Source organism: Chloroflexota bacterium (genome assembly GCA_023475225.1).
Taxonomy (GTDB): domain Bacteria; phylum Chloroflexota; class UBA6077; order FW602-bin22; family JAMCVK01; genus JAMCVK01.
In genome coordinates this window covers 99107-116045 of record JAMCVK010000028.1, presented here as the reverse complement: position 1 = coordinate 116045, position 16939 = coordinate 99107, and the positions used below count along the sequence as shown (strand labels likewise).

18 protein-coding genes are annotated in these 16939 nt (G+C 51.2%); 14 read left to right on the top strand and 4 right to left on the bottom strand.

Going from position 1 to position 16939, the window contains the following annotated elements:
• Positions 1 to 43: 43 nt before the first annotated feature.
• The 12 genes from hemB (at position 44) to M1136_06865 (ending at position 10260) form a co-directional block, all read left to right on the top strand.
• Complete coding sequence (hemB, locus tag M1136_06920; protein MCL5075365.1) at positions 44 to 1060, top strand: porphobilinogen synthase; 1017 nt, start codon at positions 44 to 46, stop codon at positions 1058 to 1060.
• Positions 1042 to 1521: an AsnC family transcriptional regulator gene (locus M1136_06915; GenBank protein MCL5075364.1), complete on the top strand. Its 480-nt coding sequence runs from the start codon at positions 1042 to 1044 to the stop codon at positions 1519 to 1521. The genes hemB and M1136_06915 overlap by 19 nt, the downstream gene beginning before the upstream one ends.
• Positions 1521 to 1994: an Lrp/AsnC family transcriptional regulator gene (locus M1136_06910; GenBank protein ID MCL5075363.1), complete on the top strand. Its 474-nt coding sequence runs from the start codon at positions 1521 to 1523 to the stop codon at positions 1992 to 1994. Before M1136_06915 ends, M1136_06910 begins: the two co-directional genes overlap by 1 nt.
• Before the next feature lie 6 nt (positions 1995 to 2000).
• Positions 2001 to 3290 carry a glutamate-1-semialdehyde 2,1-aminomutase gene (hemL, locus tag M1136_06905; GenBank protein MCL5075362.1) on the top strand — a complete coding sequence of 430 codons (1290 nt, stop codon included), beginning with the start codon at positions 2001 to 2003 and terminating at the stop codon, positions 3288 to 3290.
• Positions 3291 to 3366: 76 nt separating this feature from the next.
• Positions 3367 to 4584 (top strand): radical SAM protein, encoded by a 1218-nt coding sequence (locus M1136_06900; GenBank protein MCL5075361.1) that lies wholly within the window; start codon positions 3367 to 3369, stop codon positions 4582 to 4584.
• Entirely contained in the window at positions 4581 to 5720 is a 1140-nt protein-coding gene (locus tag M1136_06895) for a radical SAM protein (protein ID MCL5075360.1), read from the top strand. The genes M1136_06900 and M1136_06895 overlap by 4 nt, the downstream gene beginning before the upstream one ends.
• A gap of 218 nt (positions 5721 to 5938) precedes the next feature.
• Positions 5939 to 7720: a carboxypeptidase regulatory-like domain-containing protein gene (locus tag M1136_06890; protein ID MCL5075359.1), complete on the top strand. Its 1782-nt coding sequence runs from the start codon at positions 5939 to 5941 to the stop codon at positions 7718 to 7720.
• Positions 7721 to 7734: 14 nt separating this feature from the next.
• Positions 7735 to 8229, top strand: a complete 495-nt coding sequence (locus tag M1136_06885; protein ID MCL5075358.1) for a CvpA family protein — start codon at positions 7735 to 7737, stop codon at positions 8227 to 8229.
• Between the two features lie 98 nt (positions 8230 to 8327).
• On the top strand, positions 8328 to 8909 hold the full coding sequence (locus M1136_06880; protein MCL5075357.1) for a 50S ribosomal protein L11 methyltransferase: 582 nt from the start codon (positions 8328 to 8330) through the stop codon (positions 8907 to 8909).
• A 10-nt stretch (positions 8910 to 8919) separates the two neighbouring features.
• A complete protein-coding gene (locus M1136_06875) occupies positions 8920 to 9693 on the top strand; it encodes a hypothetical protein (protein MCL5075356.1) in 774 nt (257 codons plus the stop codon).
• A 55-nt stretch (positions 9694 to 9748) separates the two neighbouring features.
• Positions 9749 to 9970 (top strand): hypothetical protein, encoded by a 222-nt coding sequence (locus tag M1136_06870; GenBank protein ID MCL5075355.1) that lies wholly within the window; start codon positions 9749 to 9751, stop codon positions 9968 to 9970.
• Positions 9971 to 10002: 32 nt separating this feature from the next.
• Entirely contained in the window at positions 10003 to 10260 is a 258-nt protein-coding gene (locus tag M1136_06865; protein ID MCL5075354.1) for a hypothetical protein, read from the top strand.
• A gap of 313 nt (positions 10261 to 10573) precedes the next feature.
• Here M1136_06865 and nifU read toward each other — a convergent pair whose 3' ends face one another.
• The 3 genes from nifU to M1136_06850 are packed head-to-tail and all read right to left on the bottom strand — an operon-like array spanning position 10574 to position 12603.
• Positions 10574 to 10954 carry a Fe-S cluster assembly scaffold protein NifU gene (gene nifU, locus M1136_06860; protein MCL5075353.1) on the bottom strand — a complete coding sequence of 127 codons (381 nt, stop codon included), beginning with the start codon at positions 10952 to 10954 and terminating at the stop codon, positions 10574 to 10576.
• A 31-nt stretch (positions 10955 to 10985) separates the two neighbouring features.
• A complete protein-coding gene (nifS, locus tag M1136_06855) occupies positions 10986 to 12152 on the bottom strand; it encodes a cysteine desulfurase NifS (protein ID MCL5075352.1) in 1167 nt (388 codons plus the stop codon).
• Positions 12145 to 12603, bottom strand: a complete 459-nt coding sequence (locus M1136_06850) for an Rrf2 family transcriptional regulator (GenBank protein ID MCL5075351.1) — start codon at positions 12601 to 12603, stop codon at positions 12145 to 12147. The genes nifS and M1136_06850 overlap by 8 nt, the downstream gene beginning before the upstream one ends.
• Positions 12604 to 12744: 141 nt before the next feature.
• Between M1136_06850 and M1136_06845 the strand changes: the two genes are divergently transcribed.
• On the top strand, positions 12745 to 13611 hold the full coding sequence (locus tag M1136_06845; GenBank protein ID MCL5075350.1) for an MBL fold metallo-hydrolase: 867 nt from the start codon (positions 12745 to 12747) through the stop codon (positions 13609 to 13611).
• Between the two features lies 1 nt (position 13612).
• Here the strand turns inward: M1136_06845 and M1136_06840 are convergent, their stop codons facing one another.
• Positions 13613 to 15001 carry a hypothetical protein gene (locus M1136_06840; protein MCL5075349.1) on the bottom strand — a complete coding sequence of 463 codons (1389 nt, stop codon included), beginning with the start codon at positions 14999 to 15001 and terminating at the stop codon, positions 13613 to 13615.
• A gap of 376 nt (positions 15002 to 15377) precedes the next feature.
• Here M1136_06840 and M1136_06835 point away from each other — a divergent pair, with 376 nt between their 5' ends.
• Positions 15378 to 16934 (top strand): efflux RND transporter periplasmic adaptor subunit, encoded by a 1557-nt coding sequence (locus M1136_06835; GenBank protein MCL5075348.1) that lies wholly within the window; start codon positions 15378 to 15380, stop codon positions 16932 to 16934.
• The last annotated feature ends 5 nt before the right edge of the window (positions 16935 to 16939 follow it).

Genomic DNA, 16939 nt, shown 5'->3' with positions numbered 1-16939 from the left:
AAAGGCCTGGGGTGCCTTTTCGTAGCAAGGAGGGAGGTGTTTGATGATCATTTCAAAGAATCTTTTGAAAGAGAGACAAGCATTTGGTTTTCCTGTTCAACGCCTGCGGCGCCTGCGCCACAGCGAGACTCTGCGGCGCATGGTCCGGGAGACCGAGCTCTCCGTGGATGATTTCATCTATCCCTTCTTTGTTGTCCATGGCACGGGGGTGAAGGAGGAGATCTCCTCGATGCCTGGCGTCTTTCATCTCTCGGTAGACCAGCTGTCCCGAGAGGCGGAACAAGTAGCCACCTTGGACATTCCTGCTGTGCTTCTCTTTGGGTTGCCGGCGAGCAAGGATCCGCTGGGTTCAGAGGCCTATGATCCACACGGTATAGTCCAGGAGGCGGTGCGCGCCCTGAAGCGCAACCTACCTGAGCTAATGGTGATAACTGATGTTTGTCTATGTGAATATACCAGCCACGGCCACTGTGGAGTAATCATTGATGGGCAGGTGGACAATGATGAGACCTTAGAAGTCTTGGCCAGGACGGCTGTTAGCCATGCTGAGGCGGGGACAGACATAGTAGCGCCGTCGGACATGATGGATGGTCGTGTAGCTGCTATTCGGGCAGCTTTAGATGAGAACGGTTTTAAGAATATAGCCATAATGGCCTACGCAGCAAAATATGCCTCTTCTTTTTATGGGCCCTTCCGTGAGGCAGCCGAATCAGCGCCTCAATTCGGTGATCGGCGTGGCTATCAGATGGACCCAGCCAATGTGCGTGAGGCTCTACGGGAGGTTGAATTGGACATCATAGAGGGGGCCGATATCGTCATGGTTAAGCCCGCCCTGGCTTATCTAGATGTGATATCCAAAGTTAAACAGGCCTTCCCTTATCCGCTGGCGGCCTACAACGTGAGTGGTGAGTACGCTATGGTTAAGGCCGCCGCTCGTAACGGTTGGCTCGATGAGCAGAAAGTAACCTTAGAGATTCTCACCAGTATCAAGCGAGCGGGAGCCAATCTGATTATCAGTTATCACGCCCTGGAGGTAGCGCAGTGGTTGAGGCGAAGATAAGGGATCTTGACCTTACAGATAAAAGGTTGCTCAATGTGTTACAGTCCGAATTTCCCCTATGTGAGCGTCCTTTTAAGGCGATCGCCGAGAGGCTCCATCTATCTGAAGCGGAGGTGCTGGAAAGAGTGCGCCGCTTAAAGGAGAGTGGCCTAATCCGGCAGATCAGCGCTATCTTTGACTCACGACAGCTAGGCTATCGGAGCGCTCTGGTGGCGATGCAGGTGCCAGAGGAGCGCTTAGCAGAGGTTGCGGCTCTGATCAGTGCACACCCAGGTGTGAGCCACAACTATCGCCGGGAGCATGCCTACAATCTCTGGTTCACCCTTACTGTACCGCCAGAGAGCAATCCTCAACAGGTGGCAAGTGGGCTGGCCCAACAGGTGGGTGTCGAGCGGATGATGTATCTTCCAGCCACAAAGGCGTTTAAGATCGGTGTTAATTTCGATCTGGGAGGTAGCTAGTGCTTTCGCAGCTGGAGCGGCGACTGATTAGCGAGTTGCAAAATGACTTGGAGGTTATTCCCCACCCCTTTGCGGCGATGGCGGCCAGAGTAGGGTTAAGTGAGGAAGAGGTTATTCGAATAGCCCAGGACTTGCAACAAAGGGGAATTATGCGCCGCTATGGGGCGGTGCTGCGTCATCGTCTGGCTGGCTTTCACGGCAACGCTATGACCTGCTGGTGCGTGCCTGCTGGCAGGATAGACGAGGTCGGTCGGATGATGGCCTCTTTCCCAGAGGTTACTCATTGTTATGAAAGACCAACCTATCCTGACTGGCCTTACAATCTCCTAGCTATGCTCCATGCTCACACAGCGGAGAAGTGTCAGGATATGGCACGGTCCATCGCCGAACGGATAGGGCTAAATGACTATGTCATCCTGTTCAGCACAAAGGAATATAAGAAGATCAGGGTGCGTTATTACGAAGGGGGCTGATCTCAGATGAAGATTGATGGATCAAGGCATCTTTTTAGTGAGGCCCAAAGATACCTGCCGGGTGGTGTAGATAGTCCTGTACGGGCCTTTCGGGCCGTGGGAGGAGAACCGCTCTTCCTTAGGTGCGGTTCCGGTGCACACATTTGGGATGTGGACGGCAATGAATTCATCGATTATGTCTGTTCATGGGGACCGCTTATCCTGGGGCATGCCCACCCCCGCGTCGTAACGGCCCTTAAGGCTGCGGTTGAGTCAGGGACCAGCTTTGGTGCCCCTGTTGAAGGGGAGCTCGCTCTGGCAAAGCTGATGACGGAGGCTTTTCCCTCGATTGAGATGGTGCGCTTTGTGAACTCCGGCACAGAAGCTACTATGAGCGCCCTTCGCCTGGCCCGCGCTTTTAGCGGCCGAGATAAGATAATCAAATTTGCTGGCTGCTATCATGGTCACGCTGATGGGTTGCTGGTTAGAGCTGGCTCAGGTGCTCTCACCCTTGGCGTGCCGGATAGCCCGGGAGTGCCTGTCGCTGTTGCCCAAAACACCATCTCTGCACCCTATAACGATTTCGACAGCGTACAACGCATTTTCGAGAAGCATGGACCTGATATAGCTGCCGTGATTGTTGAGCCCATAGCCGGTAATATGGGTGTTGTCCCCCCACAGCCTGGTTTCCTTAAGGGACTTAGAGAAGTAACCACTGCCTATCGGTCTCTATTGATTTTTGATGAGGTCATCAGCGGTTTTCGTGTCGCTTATGGTGGGGCACAATCTCTCTATGGTATATATGCGGACCTGACCTGTTTGGGCAAGATCATTGGAGGTGGGCTACCCGTCGGTGCCTATGGCGGGCGGCGGGAGATGATGGAATTGGTGGCCCCAAGTGGACCGGTCTACCAGGCTGGTACCCTTTCTGGGAATCCCCTGGCTATGACGGCTGGTATTGAGACCCTACGAATTCTTAAGGAACCAGGCGTTTACCCTCAACTGGAAGAGAGGGCGTCCAGACTGGCCGAAGGGCTAGAGGAGGCGGTCAGGGAAGCGGGCATAAGTGCCTTCTTAACGCGAGTCGGCTCTATGCTTACTCTATTCTTTACAAGCCAATGCGTTGTTGATTACGAAACAGCCAAGACGGCAGATACGAGGCGTTACGCCTCATTTTTCCGGGGCATGCTGGAACATGGCATAAATCTGGCTCCTTCTCAGTTCGAGGCAGTTTTTATCTCTCTGGCCCATAGCGAAGCTGACATTGAAGCCACTATCCGAGCTGCAAAGGAGACATGCCAAACCCTAAACACCTAGGGGCCTGTAATATGTACTGTCGGTCGAGCGTTTACAACCGGAATCGAGAGATTATTATTGCTCTGTGGAGGGCCGGATGATTGGTATTACAAAGCTAATATGCGGCACGGCGACGACCGGTGATGTGCTGCGTTATGGGAGGCGTTCGGCGGGGATGCCCTCTCATCTTCTCCAATTCTCGGCTGACAAGCGTCCCGTAGTCGTTTGGAATGCGACGCGACGCTGTAATCTACATTGTATTCACTGCTATGCCGACTCTCATGAGCGTGATTATCCAGGTGAGCTCAGTACAGCAGAGGCTGAGGCCTTCATCAGGGGTCTGTCCGAGTTCGGAGTGCCAGTGCTGCTCTTCTCTGGTGGCGAGCCGCTTTTGCGGCAAGACCTTTTCGAGCTAGGAGCGCTGGCCAGTGCACTGGGTATACGGGCGGTGATCTCTACCAACGGTACGCTTATTACTAAAGAGGTAGCCAGACAGATTAAGGATGCCGGCTTCGGTTATGTAGGGGTGAGCATCGACGGCATTGCTGAAAATAACGACCGCTTTCGGGGCAAGAGAGGGGCCTTTGAGATGGCCTTGCAAGGGATCCGTAACTGTGTAGCTGTTGGGCAAAAGGTTGGCCTTCGCTTCACTATTAATCGCCACAATTACCGGGATCTGTCTGCTGTCTTTGATCTTATTGAGGAGGAAAATATAGACCGCGCTTGCTTTTACCATCTCGTCTATGCTGGACGTGGTAGCAGCATGGTCAAAGATGACATCAGCCATGCTGAAACTAGAGCCGCTCTTGAACTGATCATCGCCCGAACGCAAGATTTCCATCGCCGTGGTCTGCCTAAGGATATCTTGACCGTCGATAATCATGCCGATGGTGTCTTCATCTACCTGAAAGTGAGGAGAGAGCAGCCGGAGCGGGCGGAGGAGGTTTTACAATTATTGCGCTGGAATGGGGGGAACATGTCTGGGATCGGCATCGCCGCCGTAGATAACCTTGGAAATGTGCACGCCGACCAGTTCTGGTGGCATTACTCCTTCGGTAATGTACGCAAGCGGAAATTTGGAGAGATCTGGTTGGATACCTCTGACCCCTTGATGCGTGGCCTGAAAAATAGGGAACCGTTGTTGAAGGGTCGCTGTGCTCGCTGTTGTTATCTGGAGCTCTGCAATGGCAACTTCCGTGTGCGGGCAGAGGCCGCTTATGGTGATGTGTGGGCGGAAGACCCGGCTTGCTATCTGACAGATACGGAGATTGGCTTGGGTGACGATGAGAAGAGTGGTAGTGAGGTTTTGACATGAGGGTGGAGAAAGGTAGGCGTTCACCCCTCGATCCCAGCGGAGTGCCCGTTCCCCACATCATGGCCTGGGAGCTCACCCGCCGTTGTAATCTGGCTTGTGCCCATTGTCGGGCCGCAGCGGCGAATGCCCCTTATGAGGGGGAGTTATCTACAACGGAATGTTTTCGCTTGGTTGATGAAATCTTACAGATCGGCCGACCCATCATCGTCCTTACCGGTGGTGAACCTCTTCTCCGCGAGGACATCTTTGACATCGCCAAGTACGCTATAGACAAGGGGCTTCGAGTGGCTGCATCCCCGAACGGCACCCTGGTCACTGCAGAGGCAGCGGAGAAGATGCGTCAGATTGGCATCAGACGGATAAGCGTTAGCATTGATTTTCCTACTGCTGAGCAGCACGACCGTTTTCGGGGTGTACCTGGTGCCTTCGCCGAAGCCATCAAGGGTATCAAAAATGCCCGGCAGGCCGGGATCGAGGTGCAGATAAACACGACGGTAACTCGTCTGAATGCTCCTTATCTAGACGAGCTCCTCTCCCTGGCCATCGAATTGGGGGCTGTCGCCTTCCATCCATTCATGCTGGTGCCTACTGGACGGGGGAAGGAGATGGAGGCTGAGGAACTGCCTCCGGAGGAGTATGAGCGTACCCTGCACTGGATCTATGATCGCCAAAGGGAGATTGGAGAGCGCATCTTCTTTAAGCCCACGGATGTCCCTCATTATTGGCGTGTAATGCGCCAGCGGGCCAAGGAGGAAAAAGCCGTTGTTCAGGACCCCCACGCTGGGGTTCACCCTCACGCTGTGGCGCGTGCCCATGAAGCGGGGGGGATGAGCGCTATGACCAGGGGATGTCTGGCTGGGATTGGCTTCTTCTTCGTCTCGCATATCGGCCAGGTGCAGGGTTGTGGTTACCTGGATGTAGCCGCGGGTAACGTTAAAGAAAAGAGCCTGGCTGATATCTGGGTGAATTCGCCGCTCTTTCGCCAGCTGCGTAACTTTAGCAACTTAAAAGGGAAGTGTGGAGACTGCGAGTATAAGGTGATCTGTGGTGGCTGTCGGGCACGAGCCTACGAGGCTAGCGGTGATTACCTGGCCGAAGAGCCCTATTGTATCTACCAACCAGGGCGCAAGCGCTAATCTCAGCAAATATCATCCATTTTACGTCTATTTGCCCCCCGTAGAGGAATTTCGGGTATAAAGTCCTGATATTGGAGAGGTCCCAGCTGGATATCTTTGTGCTATAATGCCCTAGATTAAAAGCGGCCTGAAGCGCATAGGCCGGTTGCTTGAGGCTCTGGGTATAGCGGCCAAGTGCGCGGGGGGAACTGTATCCGTTGAGGTAGAGAACAGCGGGGATGAAAAGTTACTACGGCCATTTCCGCCTGGGACGCTGGCTACTGATCCTCTTTGCTATTAGCGGGGTTCTACTCATCTATGCCATCCTCTTCGCTAGTTTGACGGTGAGTGGGGTGGTGCGCGATCGCCTTAACGGCCAACCGATCGCTGGCGCCTCCATTACTATTCTGAACAAGGAAGCGCCCTCGTCTCTCTCTGTTCATACTGGAGAAGACGGCCGCTACACCATCTCCGGGCTGCGGAGAGGCTCGAAACTGGTGATCAAGGCCGATCGATACGCTAAGCGAGAGGCCGTCGTCATCCATAATAGTCCGCTTGACATCGATCTTGAGCCCCTTATCTTGAGTGGTACAGTCAAGGATGCCTACACCGATGCTCCTATAGCCAACGCCGCTGTTTCGGAGGGTGGCTCCCATACGACTACTGATGCTAGTGGCCTCTTTCGCCTCGTTAGGGTTAAGCAGGGTGGGGTCGTGACGATGGTGGCCGATGGCTATGCCAAGGACGAAATTAGCTATATGGGACAGACCGGGGTGGAGGTCGCTCTCCGTCCCAATGTTCTCAGCGGCAAGATAACTGAGGCAACGAGTGATAAACAAATCGCCGGGGCGAAGGCTTCTGTTGGAAATAGGGTAGCCGTAAGCGGTGTTGATGGAACCTATAAATTGACTGATATACCTCCTGAACCCGACTTGCTGGTCAGCGCTCCCGGATATGAGAAGTCTAGGATTACAATTGCCCGACGAAGTAATATAGACGTCGCTCTAAAACCGTTTGTAGTTAAGGCGGCCTACATCACCATGGCTGGTATCGGTTACCAGCCAATGAGGGATCTGGTCACGCGTCTGATTGAGGAAACAGAGCTAAACGCTATCGTGATAGATGTAAAAGACGATGATGGATCGATCGCCTGGAGGAGCAATGTCCCTTTAGCCAAGGCCATCGGGGCCCAAGAGCGCATCACCATACCGCATCCTGAGGGGTTGATCGCAGAGCTGAAGAAACAGGGCATTTATACTATCGCTCGGATCATCACCTTCAAGGACGACCTGTTAGCCAGTAATGGGGCGAAGGCAGGTACAAATGTGGCCATAATAGATGAGCGGACAGGTGGACCGTGGAAGGATGCCTCGCAAGGACTGGGCTGGGTTGATCCTTTTCGGCGCGAGGTTTGGGATTACAATATCGCCATTGCTAAGGAGGCAGCCCAAAAGGGATTCGACGAGATCCAGTTCGATTATATCCGTTTCCCGGCCGATAGGAACCTGCGTTACGCTGTCTTCTCTCAACCGAACACAGCGGAAAACCGGGTTAAGGCGATCAGTTCCTTCCTGGCTGAGGCTTACGCTGCCTTGAAGCCACTTGGGGTCTATGTGGCAGTGGACGTCTTTGGCTATGCCAGCTGGCAACCGGACAATGTGAATCTCCCTCTTGGACAAAACATCGAGGAGATGGGCAAGTATGCCGATTTTCTCTGTCCGATGGATTATCCATCCCTTTTCTGGTATGGGCTGCCGATGACTCCGAGCTATACTCCAGCCGAGAATTACCCCTATGAGGTCGTTTACTACAGCGTACAGGAGGCCATTAAGAGACTGAACGGTCTACCGGTCAAGGTGAGACCCTGGATTCAGTATTATAATGGCAGCCGAAGGCCCTACACGGCCAAGGATATCGAGCTTCAGAAGAAGGCGGCCATCGATGCTGGAGCGGTGGGTTGGATGTTGTGGGAACCATTTGTGCGCTATAATAAGGGAGGGCTGGTCAAAGGGTCGGATTAGTGGGCGAGGGCACTATGAACTGGCTTGATCTACTGATCATCATGGCCCTGGTTGGTGGAGCCATTGATGGACTGTCCAGGGGGCTTGTTCGCTCGGCTATAGGCCTGCTCGGTTTCTGGGTTGGACTGATGCTAGCCGGACAGCGTTACGCTGAACTGGCGCCGTTGTTTTTCTTCGTGGCTGACCCCTCGCTAGCTAGGGTAATTGCCTTTGCAGCTATCTTCTTATCTGTCCTGTTGGTTGCCACTCTACTCGGCCAGCTTCTCCATTACGTCGTTGGTCTAATCTTTTTCGGTTGCCTCGATCGGATTTTGGGGGCTGTCTTTGGCACTGCTGTGGCGGCCATGATATTACAAACCTTCCTGATTATCGCCACCAGGTTCCCTCTACCTGGTCTGGAGCTGGCCCTCAGGAAATCAGCCTTAATGCCCTATCTCTCGAAGTTAACACCGCTTCTACTCTCGTTATTGCCCAAAGAGTTTGAATCGATACAGCGTTTCCTTCCTTGATCCTTCCTCTGTCTCATCAAGAGCGTCAGTGCTTCAAATATCGTTTAGGAACCTGTTAAGCGAAACAGCCGGCTTAATTTAATGAGGTAAAAGGGATTATGGGAAATCAAAAAGTAAGTTTCAAAACCGAAAAAGGGCTTCAAGAGGCAATCTTGCAGGAAAAGGCAAGAGGAACTTCTGATTTGGAAATTGGCCAGAAATATGGAGTTACATTTAGATATATTGAGCGACTTATTACCAAAACACATGGGCTCAATATTAGTGCTTTAAAAGTTTTAAAAGAAGTAAAAAAGCTTTCCCCAAAAGATTTTAGGGAAGAACAAACTACAGTTTGGAGTTTTAAGCAAAGGGGTAACTGGGCCACTCATAGCGGAGAGTATAGGGGAAACTGGTCGCCTTATATCCCGCGAAATGTGATTCTCAGATATTCAAACACAGGTGAATTAGTCTTGGATTATTTCTGTGGTGCAGGAACAACCGCTGTAGAATGTAAACTTTTAGGAAGAAGGTGCATTGCCCTTGATATTAACGATAGAGCCATTGAACTGGCAAAGGAGAATGTAAATTTCAACGTTGAACCACAACAGTTACCGCTTATTGAAGGAAAAAAATATTTTCAAATCTATGAACCTGAATTATCAGTTGGCGATGCCAGAGATTTATCATTCAATTCTACTTAGAGGATATAAAATGGACAAGCAAAAATTAACTTGGAAAGATATTGTAAGAGATGCCTTATTGGAATTAGGTGGGCAAGGTCATTTGTCTGAGATTAATAAAATCGTAGAGGGTCATCCCAAAACTAAGACTAATCCAACTTGGCAGGATACTATTAGGCGAGTTGTAAGGCAATATAAGATTTTTGAACCAGTCCCACCCGAAAGAAGTGGTATTTACAAACTTTTGGAAGAAGTTTTAATGAAACCAGAATCGCAGAGTTTTACTCAAAAACCAGAAATTGATCACGGAATTGCTCAAGGAATGTTACTAACGCTTGGAAGAATTTATGGATATGAAACCTATACACCACCGCATGACCAAACTATAAGAAAATTCCAAGATAAGCCATTAAGGGATTATGTGACTGTGGCTGACTGTACCGATATTTTTAGGGGTCCTAACTTGGCAAAGATTAGAGAGATAGATGCTTTATGGTTTCATGAGGATGATTACGGATTGTTTCCTGTGTATGCTTTTGAAGTGGAAGAAACAACAAGGGTTAAATCTGGTTTAGATAGACTATTAAAAATACCGAGAAGATTCCCAACCCAGTTTTTTGTTATCAGCCCAAGCACAAAAGAGAAAGATTTATTTGATCAATATGTCAATCAAACGCCTTTTAGAAGTTTTAGAGATAGATTTTTGTTTAAGCTTTATAAAGAATTAGAGGAGCTGTATAATGCTGCCTTAACTCATAATGACCGACGAGAACAGTTTGGAATTATTGAAAGGTGCAAAATTTGAGAGGAAACATGAAATCATGTAAGGATAAAAAGTCTACACAATTGAAGGAGGAATTTTGGGTACAGGTTTATATGCAGGAATAGTGATTGTAGACACTTTCGAAATCGAGGATTACGCAGATTATGGAGGCTTACTATATGAACTTAAGAAGTTAGGTATCCGAGACGGAGAAGAATATCAAATTGATAACGCTGGTGATTTACTTATGTATCGTGATGCGTATAAGAGGTGCAAGCGTATTCTTGAAAAGTTTGGAGTAAAGGTTGTGAATGAGTGAATGTCGTTCAAAAGCGACGATAAGAGGTAAACATGACTGATAAACTTTCTGTAGCTATAGACTCAAAATACCACCGTGTTCAGTTTGATGACTACCTTGCTGGTGGGAAGATTGAGTATAAGGGAAAAGCATATTACTGGTATGCACAAGATAGCAATTATGGTTTCGGGTGGGAGGTTGAACCGATTACCGAAGAAGATTGGAGCAGTCTTGACGAGAACGAGTTTAAGGAAGTCATGAGGATTATTGAAAAATATCTCTATAAACATAAAACAGAATATGTTATCTGAATTTTTCTATCAGAAAAAAGCATCTTTGCCTCCTGAATATATCTCTGAATTTCACAAATACTGGGAGGAAAACCATGAAATTGAAGGAAGAACAGGGTGGAAAAGCGGAAAGACCAATGAAGGTGGAGGGGGTGGAATTTCATCTTAAAGATAAGCCCCCCACACCACCTAACACAGCATAAAAGGAACGAATCATATATTGGAACTAATTGCAGCACGGCCAGCTGCATCAATAATGCCAGAAGTCTTCTTGAAAAGTTCGGCTATAAAGGCGATATGTTAAAGGTGCAATAAAGCGAAGTAGCGACATCACTCAAGTTACAGCCACTGCCTTCTTGCTTTCGTAGTCCTCGATAGCGCGGTGGAGGGCATCAGCAGCAAGATTAGAACAATGCATCTTATTGAGCGGTAAGCCACCTAGTGCCTCAGCCACCATCTTATTAGAAATGATCTTGGCCTCCTCCAATGTTTTACCCTTGACCATCTCTGTGACTATGCTGCTGGTAGCGATGGCGGCACCACAACCAAATGTTTGAAACTTTATAGCCTCTATGCGATTATCCTTCACCTTGATGTACATTTTCATGATATCGCCACAAATGGGATTGCCTTCGACGCCTATCCCATCGGCATCGGGGATACTCCCAACGTTGCGTGGGTTGCTGAAGTGCTCCATTACCTTTTCACTATACACGCCTTAAAGCCCTCCTTTATTCACATCTTTCTTATGCTTGAGCGGTCAAGGGAGACATGACGCGTAGCTTCTGGATGATGCCGGGTAAGACAGAGACGACCTGCTCCACGTCTTGTTCTGTGTTATCAATCCCCGCTGTCAGGCGCAGACTGCCGTGAGCAATCTGGATAGGGATACCCAGAGCCTTCAGCACGTGAGATGGCTCTAGTGAGCCAGAGGTACAGGCCGATCCGCTGGAGGCGGCGATACCATACATATCCAGATTTAGGAGGATTGATTCGCCCTCAACGAATTCAAAGACGAAGCTGGCGCTATTCGGCAATCGATCCGTAGGATGGCCAGTTAGCTGACAGCGTTCAATATTGGGGAGGATGCCATTGATTAATCCATCGCGAATCCTTTGCACGTGCCGGTTATACGATTCCAGGTGCTCGTGGGCCAGACGTAAGGCGGTAGCGAACCCCACTATGCCTGGAACGTTCTCTGTGCCTGCACGGCGGTTACGCTCCTGTCCGCCGCCGTGTTGTTGTGGCCAGAACTTGGTTCCTCGTCGCACATAAAGTATGCCTGTCCCCTTTGGTCCATAGAATTTATGCCCTGACAGGCTGAGCATATCTACACCTAGCTTATCGACGTTGAGATCTAGACTGCCTCCTCCCTGTACTGCATCAGTATGGAAGATGATCCCCTTACCCCGAATCATCTCCGCGATGGCTGAGATAGGCTGGATGGTGCCCACCTCATTATTGGCTAGCATGATGGTGATCAGGATCGTCTTGTCGTCTAAGGCTTTCTCCAGGGCATTTAAATCGACGACTCCATAGCTATCGACTGGTAGGTAAGTGACCCTAAAACCAAACTTCTCCAGATGTTCGCAAGTGTGCAGTACGGCATGATGTTCTAATTGAGAAGTAATGATGTGGTTACCCTTATCCCGGTTGGCGAAGGCAACACCCTTGATGGCCAGGTTGTCGCTTTCTGTGCCCCCGCTGGTGAAGATTATCTCATGTGCGCTGGCTCCCAGTATATCAGCCACGGTATCCCGAGCCTGATCGAGCGCTTTACGCGATTCGCGGGCAAGAGCGTAAACGCTGGAAGGATTGCCGAACTTCTCCGAGAAATAGGGGAGCATCGCCTCCAGAACTTCGGGACGGACAGGGGTGGTGGCGGCGTGGTCAAGGTAGATAGTTTTAGCCATCTGCTTCCTCCTTTGTGATGTGTGATGATCCTTGGGTTACTGCCTCGCGGCAGATATCGGCCAGTGAAGTGGCATCAAGCATCTCGGCGATGCTAGCGCGCATTTTAAGCCAGACATTTTTGGTTGTACAGGTTGCCTCGCGTTCGCAGCAGCTGGCGCTGCTTGTCTCCGAGGCACATTGGACCAGGACGATGGGTCCTTCCAGGATACGTATGACCTCCCCCACGCTGATTTGGGCCGGGTCTCTGGCCAGCTGGTAACCCCCTTGGACCCCACGGCTGGCAGTGATAAGTCCTGCTTGGCGTAGTGAGGCGAACAGTCGTTCAAGATAAGCGTAGGGAAGACCCTCGGCCTCGGCTATCTCCGTGAGCGACAACAAGCCGTGCCCATAATGTTCGGCCAGTTTGGCCATCGCCCTTAATCCATAATGCCCACGTGTTGATAGTTTCATTGAGGTTGACCCCAATTCCTACTAATTTAGTATGATTTTAACACCAAAAAGGTCGCATGTCAATAGCAAACGATGGAAAATTTTGGCTGAACTTCAGCAAGTGCTCGGAGTGATATAATGGGTGACTAAGGAGGTATAGCGATGAAGGACATTAGTAGCCTAACGACGAAAGTGCCCAGAGTGTACCGGGTGAACGGTCACGGGGTGACTCCATCGGCCGGTCCGTTTGCCCCCTTCTCGGCTGAATCCTACCTGATCATGTGCCCGGAACCGGTATTAGTGGATTGTGGCGCTCGCTTAACCTATGACGAGATGAAGGGCAATCTTCGATTGCTCGGGCTGTCCATAAGCGATATCCGTTACGTTATCGGAACACATTATCACCCCGACCATGTCGGCAACACTGCCTTGATACGCCGTGAATCGCAGGCTGAATTCGCTCTCCACGAGTCCGATGTGCCCTTCCTGGGCCGGGGATTTCCATCTCTTAACATAAAGGAGGATTTGGATGCCTCAGCAGACATCGTCGATCTTAAGCTTACTGATGGGCAAGTTCTTCGTATTGGTGATGTGACCTTTGAGATCGTGCCCATGCCTGGTCATACCCCAGGTAGCTGCACGATCCTGGCAGCGGTCGACGGATACCGGATGGCCTTTGTCGGGGATACTGTCCACGGGGTGTATTTCCTGGATCGTTCACGGGATGCCTATGCCGATCTGGAAACCTGGGCTGACTCGCTAGAGAGATTGTTATCCTTCGATTTCGATCTGATGTTTGAGGGACATGTCTTTCCTATCCATATCCTGGGCAACATCCTGGATACTGAGGAGGAAGAGCGCCAGAATATGTTCGGTTGGCTCATGAACCAGATGGAATCCAGACGCCGGGGGATAGAAAATCCCAAGGAGATCATCCGACAACAGTGGCTTATGACCAGACGGAAGATCGTGATCGTGCCCGAATATTGGATTACGCAATTGGCTGAGCGGCTTGGGTTTGGAGGATAACTTAGAGCTGGGTAGCTTGTCTCTGAGGGCTCAGTCTATCCCAACTCAGGAAAATAAGATAAGCGATGGCTGCTAACCATGGTAGGGCAAGAGGATATGTCCTGAGGCTCAGGACAACGAAGGAGGGAAATAATCCACTGAGTTCGACATGATCAAGATATTGATCGGCCCATAAGAGAAGGACGCTCTGCCCCGTGGGATGGTTGTACATGAGTTTTGGGTGCCATAAGAAGATGCCCATTATCCCCAGGCTGAGCATCAACAGTATAACGGCTATAATATTAAACGTCCTGGCCCTGATGGAGGCGATGGCGGAGGCTATTCCCACCACGAATAAGGGGGTGAGCGGAACCAGATAGCGGGCTGGAGGGCACCACTCGCCCCACCAAAGGTGATAATTGGCGATGAAGAGAAGATAAGGTAGCCCAATCACGGCTATCCAGAAAAGTTCAGAACGCCGTTCCTTCCAAAGACGCACTAGCCCAGCAAAGAGCAGCATGTAGATGGGAGAATACACCAGGAGTCCCCACTGTTGATCCAGAAAGGAACCAAAGAGGCCATTAATTGTCCCTAAGACGCCTTGAGCGCCAGCGTGGTCGTGATAGTTGGGGACGATCGTGCCGTACAAATAATAATAATAGGACATCAGTAGAATTCCTGAGAGGAAGAGAGGAATGATAAATAATAGTAACGCCGGCCATCTGTAGTGTCTCTTAAAGAGAAAGAATGCTCCCAAAGGTAGAACGATTAAGAGAAAGCGGGGATGTAGCCAGGGCAGGAAGGCCAGGCAGATGCTGACAAGGAATGTTTGCCAGGCAGCATTTCCGGTAGCCAGACGGGAGCGGCGATACGCATAGGTCACAAGAAGAGTGGCCGGCAGGGCCGGAAAGATGAGGAAGGAATAACTGAACAAAGGGTTAGTGAAGACTGTGGCTAGCCAGGTAGATAAGGCCGGAAATGTTTTGCCTGTTACCTCCCTGGCCAGCAGGAAGATATTGGCCGAAAGCAGTGCTGCCAGTACGTTCAGCCATAAAACCGTTCCCAACCGGCTGCCGAGCGCGTAGGCCGGTGATATAAGAAGGGGGAGCCCGATGCTGTGTTTCTCGTACCAGCCGGGCCGTTTTGTTTGCGACCGGTGGGGCAGCAGCTCTTCGGGGTAATAGGACCAGTAGTCTTTTTGGGCATAGTTGTTGCTCATTTCGATATCGTGGTCGTAAAGCAGACTGTGAGCGATGAGCAAATAGTACGGCTCGTCGCCACGAGGTAGATCCAGTTCGGCCACTATATGGGGGGTCAGGAGAAAGAAGATAAAGAGACTAAGCAGGAAGATAAGCACCGCCTGCCAACTGAGGCTGATTGCTAGAGAGGATTTCTCTAAGGCGTGTTTCATTTTCTCGCGCGGCCGCCAATAAGGGTAGGGCAGTGCCCTACAGGTAAATCTCCTGAAGGGATTATCTTGAAGGTATCTTTCAGCGGGTCAAATCTGAAGGGTCTGCTTATCATCCGTTGTTTGGAGCACAGATGCTATAATAAGCCATGACAAAGATTATCTCTATTATAGCAGGATGGATAGTATAGTGAAGGCGATTGGGATTTCGACTACCGTCCCCAGTGAGATATTGCTGGCTGGTGGCTATGTTCCTCTCGATTGAGTTCACCCTAGATCCCAAGCTACGGACAAGGCTGGAGGCGTTTCTAGACATGGTGAGAAGGCATCTTAAGCTGGTTGTGGCCGATTCCAGAGCTATAGGCGTGGAGGTGACAGGATGAAGAGAGCGAGGATAGCCATCGCTATTATCTTGCTCTTGGCTGGGTCGGTGGGAGCGTGGTATTTTGCCCAGGGTAATCAGGCTGGGTCGAAAGAGTTGACTGGTTCGGGGACGATCGAAGCGGAAGAGGTCTCCATCGTTGCGGAGGTGGGGGGACGAATCGAGGGGATCTTTGTTGATGAGGGCACTGAGGTCCGAGCCGGTGACCGCTTGGTGGGGTTGGACACGGCGCTGCTAGAGGCTCAGCTGAAGCAGGCTCAGGCGGCAGCAGCGGTGGCGCGCGCCAATCTAGCCCTTGTGCAGGCTGGGGCGCGTGATGAGGAGACGCGTCAGGCTAAGGCGGCTCTAGCGCAAGCCGTCGCCCTCCGCGATGGTGCTAAGAAGGCCTGGGAGAATGCTGAGGCGATACGAGCCAACCCGCAAGAGCTGAAGGCTAAGATTGATGCGGCTGAGTCACAGGTGGCCATAGCCAAGGCTTCACTGGACCGTGTCAAGAGGTGGCCCCCAGAGGCCGACTTACGCGTAGCCGAGGCCAATGTGGCTAGTGCCCAGGCCAATTTAGATCTGGCCCAGCAACGCCTCGATCTCCTCAAGGCCGGTCCTCGGGCGGAGGATATCGCCGTGCTCAAGTTGGCGGTTGAACAGGCACGGAATTCGCTTTGGGCCACACAGATTGAGCGCGATGCGATCAAGGGGAATCCAAGACTTCCTGAGTATCAAGGACAGGTAGCTGATGCCAAGGTAGCCGCAGCAGAAACTGCTGTCTCAGTCGCTGAGGCTAATCTGCGGGCTAAGACGGCGCCTCCTACGGCCCAGGATCTTCAGATAGCTACTGACGCCGTGCGGAGTGCTAAATCCGCTTTGGACAGTGCTCAGGCCAGGCTGGACCAGCTTAAGGCCGGTCCCACCGCTGAGGATGTAGCCTCCGCGGAGGCACTCCTGGATCAGGCCCGTAAGAGCCTGGCCAACCTTATCGCTATGCGTGACGATCCCCTTACCATCAATGTGCAGGTGGATAAGGCCAAGGCTGAGTACGAGTCGAGCAAAGCTGCTGTTGAGGCTGCTCAAGCCAAGCTGGAGGCCATAATGAAGGGCGCAACTGCAGAACAATTAGCCGTGGCGCGAGCCCAGTTGCAGCAGGCAGAGGCAGGTGTGGAAGTGCTTGAGGTGCAGCTGCGGAAGATGTCGTTAGTCTCGCCCATCAGCGGCCTGGTCACCGAGCGCACGGTAAACGTGGGGGAGATGGCCGTTCCGGGAATGAGGCTGCTCGTCGTGTCTAACATCGATACCGTGACCCTGACGCTCTACATCCCTGAGAATAAGATTGGCCTAGTTAGGGTAGGACAAAAGGTTGAGATGACTGTTGATTCCTTTCCCCATAAGGTCTTTGAGGGTCAGGTAGTCTTTATATCAGCCCACGCTGAGTTCACTCCCAAGAACGTACAAACTCAAAAGGCGCGGCAGAATCTGGTCTTCGCTGTTAAAGTTAAGGTGCCTAATTCTCAACACGAGCTCAAGCCGGGTATGCCGGCTGACGCGGAGATAAGGGATTAAAACAG